Annotated in this window: 5 protein-coding genes and 1 tRNA gene; 4 read left to right on the forward strand and 2 right to left on the reverse strand. The window is 30.3% G+C overall.

The window, feature by feature from the left end; genetic code table 11:
• Positions 1–191: 191 nt before the first annotated feature.
• A tRNA-Ala gene (locus AABE15_RS06435) sits at positions 192–267 on the reverse strand.
• A gap of 957 nt (positions 268–1,224) precedes the next feature.
• Here AABE15_RS06435 and hemE point away from each other — a divergent pair.
• The 4 genes from hemE to AABE15_RS06455 are packed head-to-tail and all read left to right on the forward strand — an operon-like array spanning position 1,225 to position 4,460.
• Positions 1,225–2,289 (forward strand): uroporphyrinogen decarboxylase, encoded by a 1,065-nt coding sequence (gene hemE, locus AABE15_RS06440; protein ID WP_338330464.1) that lies wholly within the window; start codon positions 1,225–1,227, stop codon positions 2,287–2,289.
• A 14-nt stretch (positions 2,290–2,303) separates the two neighbouring features.
• Complete coding sequence (locus AABE15_RS06445; protein WP_338330465.1) at positions 2,304–3,038, forward strand: HAD family phosphatase; 735 nt, start codon at positions 2,304–2,306, stop codon at positions 3,036–3,038.
• 3 nt (positions 3,039–3,041) lie between these two features.
• On the forward strand, positions 3,042–3,491 hold the full coding sequence (gene hemJ / locus AABE15_RS06450; RefSeq protein WP_338330466.1) for a protoporphyrinogen oxidase HemJ: 450 nt from the start codon (positions 3,042–3,044) through the stop codon (positions 3,489–3,491).
• A 9-nt stretch (positions 3,492–3,500) separates the two neighbouring features.
• Complete coding sequence (locus AABE15_RS06455) at positions 3,501–4,460, forward strand: threo-3-hydroxy-L-aspartate ammonia-lyase (protein WP_338330467.1); 960 nt, start codon at positions 3,501–3,503, stop codon at positions 4,458–4,460.
• 41 nt (positions 4,461–4,501) lie between these two features.
• On the opposite strand, the gene AABE15_RS06460 is transcribed toward AABE15_RS06455, so the two are convergent.
• Positions 4,502–5,266 (reverse strand): hypothetical protein, encoded by a 765-nt coding sequence (locus tag AABE15_RS06460; protein WP_338330468.1) that lies wholly within the window; start codon positions 5,264–5,266, stop codon positions 4,502–4,504.
• Positions 5,267–5,352: the final 86 nt, after the last annotated feature.

The raw sequence follows: 5,352 nt of genomic DNA on the forward strand, positions 1-5,352 counted from the left end.
ATGCATAGTTCAAATAAAAAAGAATTTATAGTTGAAAAAATATTTTTATAGTTACCAATAAATTATTATTTTATGTTATCTAAAGTAAATGGGTAATAGATTTACAAAATATATTTATCGGATAGTTTATAATCTTTAAAAATAAAATTTTTACTTTTGTAAATACATATTATATTGATAGGGAAAGAAAATGGTGGAGCCAAGGGGAATCGAACCCCTGACCTTCTGAATGCCATTCAGACACTCTCCCAACTGAGCTATGGCCCCACGTTAAAATTGATATAAACGCTTCGATTTAAAAAATCAATTAATAATCTATGAAAAAAATTTAAAATTTTGTTACGAATTTAAAGAAAAATTGCAATTAAATAATTCGGTATAGGTAGAGATGGCCATGTTATTGTCAGCTCTACTAATTTTCTATCATTGAATGGTAAAATAAAAACTCATATCCATTACAAAACGTAATAATATAAATAGTTAACTTATAATTTTGCTGAATTTATTTAATGTTCAAAATCAATCAACGCTTTACTTTTATTTTAGTTCTATAAGGGTGTTTATAATTTTAATAATTTTTTTTAAATTTATTTTTTTAACATAGAAATAGCTTGTTCTTCTAAAAACAAAATTATCTTATCTTTTATTTTTACCAACTTTTCATTTTATCATTATCTTGTAATGCACATTTATTAGCATTCATATTGATGATGAAATTAATGCGCAAATGAATGCTATATATATTTTTATGTATTGTTTTTATGTCCAACCATTAACGAAATATTATTCCAACATGCCAAAAAAGGATAAGTTATTGTTAGCCATAAGAATCCGAAAAAATAAAATTATTTTTTTATTTTGCAATAATTTAACAAAATAATGGTTGTGAATTTTTGAGGTACATGGGGATTGTACGATACCGAAATTAGCAAAGTACTGAGTACTGGGGATTACAGGCAAATTCCAACTCTCGGTGAATTGTACACAGGCTTTATTTGATAAAATCTGGATAAATAGAAATTTTTAAATAAATTCAAATAGTTAAAAACAGTACACATTGTGTGAAAAAAGGGGTACATTTTCTTAAAGATGGGTACCACAGTACTAACAGACCTTATAAACACAACCTTCTAAGAATTTAAAATTTATTTTTAAAGTATGGTTATATAAAAATTCTAAATTTTGATACGCTTAATAAAAAAGAGTAAAAAGAAAGTTTCTTAAATGCCATTAACGGATAAAATATTATTAAATGTATTAAAAGGACAACATAGTTGGCCACCGCCAATTTGGCTAATGAGACAAGCTGGTCGTTATTTACCTGAATTCAAAAAACTTAAACAACAGACTGATTTTTTAACACGTTGTCTTCATTCCGATTTGGCTGTAGAAATTACCTTACAACCTCTTCAACGGTTTGCTTTTGATGCAGCGATTTTATTTTCAGATATTTTAATATTGCCCTGGGCTATGGGACAAGAATTGCATTTTGTTGAAGGAAAAGGCCCTAGATTACCTCCTATTACTTCTCAAAAAGAATTAGAATTATTAAGACCCGAAAAAATTATAGAGAAAACAGAGCCTATTCTTGAAACAATTAGAAGATTAAATTGTATATTAAATTCCACTTCTCAGACACATAAACCATCGTTAGCTTCACCTGCATTGATAGGGTTTGCTGGTTCTCCTTTTACAGTTTCTTGCTATATGATAGAAGGGGGAAGTTCAAAAGATTTTTCAATCGTTTTTCAAATGATTTATAAAAATACAGCTTTATTTAATCGTTTAATAGATCTTTTAGTTCAAACCACTGCGGATTATCTTTGTCGTCAAATTGAAGCTGGAGCAGAAGTAATTATGTTATTCGATAGTTGGGCAGGTATATTACCTATGTCTTTGTTTCAAGCATATGTTATTAATCCAACAAAGCAAATTGTGCGCCAATTACAAAAAAAACATTTTCACACTCCTATTATTGGTTTTCCACGATTAGCTGGTACAAAATTGTTTGCTTATGTTCAACAGACAGGGTTAAAAGCAATAGGGCTTGACCAAACGGCAGATATTAATTTTTTAAATCAATATATAAATGAGGAAATAGTTTTTCAGGGAAATCTTGATCCCTTATGTTTATTAAACAATAAAAAAATCATGCAAGATGAAACGTTTAAGATTTGTCAAACTTTAAAAAATAGACCTCATATTTTTAACCTTGGCCATGGTATTTTGCCTTCCACGCCCTTAGAAAATGTTTACCAACTTGTTGAATATTTACGGGCTTTAATATAAGAGAGTATAATTCAATGAAGAATATTTTAAAAACAACACTTTTAAACGCTCCAAAAGCAGCCCATCCAGATGGAAAATTGAAACTGGTTATTTTTGATTGCGATGGAGTTCTCGTTGAAAGTGAACATTTAGTCAGTCAAGTTATCGGCCACGAAGCAAGAATAAAAGGATGGAACATCACCGATAAACAGGCCAGAGAAATTTTTAGTGGTGTACAACTTAGGGATGTTCAAAAAGAAATACAAAAACATGTAAGCAATCCATTACCTGATGATTGGAATGTGAAAATTCATGAAAAAATTGTAGATGCTATGCAAGGGGATGTTCAACAAATAGAAGGAGTTGAAGATATTCTACAAACTTTGCAAAAATTAAACCTTCCCTATCGTATTGGTTCGAATTCCTCAATGCGTGAAATGACCATGAAATTTACAAAGACCAATTTACAAAAATGGTTTTCAAAGGATCGTATTCATTCTGCTCATGATGTAAAACGTTCAAAACCTTTTCCCGATTTATATCTTTATGCGGCCGAGCAAGAAGGCGTTAAACCTGAAGAATGTTTCGTTATCGAAGATTCGGATACAGGTTTAAAAGCAGCTTATGATGCAGGTATGGTGTGTATTTTACTAAGAGATTTGGAAAAACCTGCTCCAAATTATCCAGGTTTGATCAGAGTAAACTCACTAAAGGAGGCTTCAAATTTCATAACTGAAGTTTTAAAAAGTCAAAACAATTTTAAGAGGTAATCAATGATTACGGTCCTTGTTCCTTATGTTTTGTGGTTAAAAGCAATTCATATAATTACAGTGATTGCATGGATGGCTGGACAATTTTATTTACCTAGATTATTTGTTTATCACTGCCAAACCAACTTAGGATCTGAGGAGAGTGAACGTTTCAAAATTATGGAATACAAGTTATTACGCATGATTATTAACCCTGCTATGACTGCTTCTTTTGTTTCGGGTATAGTGTTGGCTATTATTCCTGGTGTAATTGATTATCATACGTATTGGTGGATTGTTAAACTTGTTTGTTTGTTTGTTTTAACAGGATATCATGGAATGTGTTCTCGTTGGCGTCGTCAATTTGAGATCGATCAGAATATTCATTCTGAAAAATTTTATCGTTATATGAATGAAGTACCAACAATCTTAATGATTACTATTGTTATTATGGTTGTTGTACAGCCCTTTTAGGAAAATTAAATGAAGTTTTGTACTTCTTATGAAGATATTGTTCAAGCATCAAATATTTTAAAAACTAAAGCCGTTCAAACACCTGTTTTTACGTCTAGAACTGCTAATCAACTTTCAAATGCAACGCTTTACTTTAAATGTGAAAATTATCAGCATGTAGGTGCTTTTAAATTTAGAGGGGCTTTCAATGCAATCGCTAAATTATCCGAAGATCAAAAAAAAAGAGGCGTAATTGCTTATTCGTCGGGCAATCATGCTCAAGCAGTAGCATATGCTAGTAAATTACATAACATTCCTGCTCTTATTGTTATGCCCTATGATGCACCTAAAATTAAAATGGCTGCAACAAAGGAATATGGTGCTGAAATTTATCATTACGACCGTTACACTGAAAATAGAGAAACTATAGCCAAAACAATTGCTGACGATAGAGGTTTAACCCTTATTCCTCCTTACGATCATCCCGATGTTATTGCTGGTCAAGGAACATGTGCAAAAGAATTGATTGAAGAAGTAGGCGAGCTGGATTATTTATTTGTTCCCTTAGGTGGAGGGGGATTGTTAGCGGGTTCTTTACTTTCCGCAAAACATTTACTTCCTTCTATACGTGTTATTGGAATAGAGCCCGAAGCGGGTAATGATGTGCAACAATCCCTCAAAAAAGGAGAAATTGTTGAAATACCTACACCAAAATCAATAGCAGATGGTGCAGTTACTACACATGTTGGTTACCATAATTTTGAAATTATTCGCCATTATGTTAACGATATCATAACAGTTCCTGATAAACCTTTGATTGAAATGATGAAATTTTTTGCTGAACGAATGAAAATGATTGTAGAACCAACAGGTTGTCTAGCTGCTGCAGCGGTGATGGAAAAATATTTGCCGGTAAGGCAGAAGAAAATAGGTATTATCGTAAGTGGTGGCAATGTAGATATGCAACAATTCGCTTATTGGATGGGTTAAATACATATCCAATAAGCCCTATTTTCAATCCAGAAAGTAATTTAATTGCATTTGACCCATTGATCTGAAACAGTGTCTTTTTGTAAAAAAGATTGAGCTAACGTTATATTTTGTTTAAGGCAAATATGTTGTGTTTCAATTAATTTACGAAGCAAATTATTTTTATTACAATCGTCAGTATTATGCTTTTTTTGCGTACATTGATCGAAGGTATAAGCATATTGCCTATAAATAGGAAAAAGAGCAGTGGTAAAAATATCAGGAATAGGCATAGTTGAATAGTAATCGAGTTTAGGAGAAAAAGGCGGAGGTAAAAGAATGTAATGATCTTTGGCAAAATTTTCTAAAGATAATAACGTATGATTAATATCATCTATTGAAATAGAAAGTTTTTTGTTATCATCAAAAAAAACCATTACTGTATTATTTTTTTTGATTTCTTTAAAAAAATCTAGACTATCAAGTGCTTCTAAGGTGGTTTGATAAATCAATTTATCTTTCGTTTGAATTAGTTGGTGATTAAAATCACCGATATTTAATTCAAGAAAAGGTTCATTTTGATAAAGAAATTGATGAAAATTAACCTGCAAAATTAAAGAGTATTGATTAGGTTTTATAGTTAATGAAAAAGGCAAATTTGTTTTATTTAGGTTTAAAATAATTTTGTTATAATATTCGTATAAATCCCATGAACCTAATGGTTCTTTTTTAATAAAAAAAATATCATTTTCCTCTTTTTTAGATATAGAAAATGCATTTGTAATGCTCATTAAAAAAATAATAAAAAATAATAAAAACCTATTCATAAAAATCCTCGTCTAATGATAATTTAATCAAATTATTTCAATATTTTATTACCATGAAATTAAACAATTAACGAGTAGGTTCATAC

Source organism: Commensalibacter sp. Nvir, from assembly GCF_963921845.1.
Lineage (GTDB): Bacteria > Pseudomonadota > Alphaproteobacteria > Acetobacterales > Acetobacteraceae > Commensalibacter.

Coding starts and splice junctions, on each gene's coding strand:
- hemE (WP_338330464.1), top strand. CDS start 1,225: ATGCCATTAACGGATAAAATATTATTAAATGTATTAAAAGGACAACAT.
- AABE15_RS06460 (WP_338330468.1), bottom strand. CDS start 5,266: ATGAATAGGTTTTTATTATTTTTTATTATTTTTTTAATGAGCATTACA.
- AABE15_RS06455 (WP_338330467.1), top strand. CDS start 3,501: ATGAAGTTTTGTACTTCTTATGAAGATATTGTTCAAGCATCAAATATT.
- hemJ (WP_338330466.1), top strand. CDS start 3,042: ATGATTACGGTCCTTGTTCCTTATGTTTTGTGGTTAAAAGCAATTCAT.
- AABE15_RS06445 (WP_338330465.1), top strand. CDS start 2,304: ATGAAGAATATTTTAAAAACAACACTTTTAAACGCTCCAAAAGCAGCC.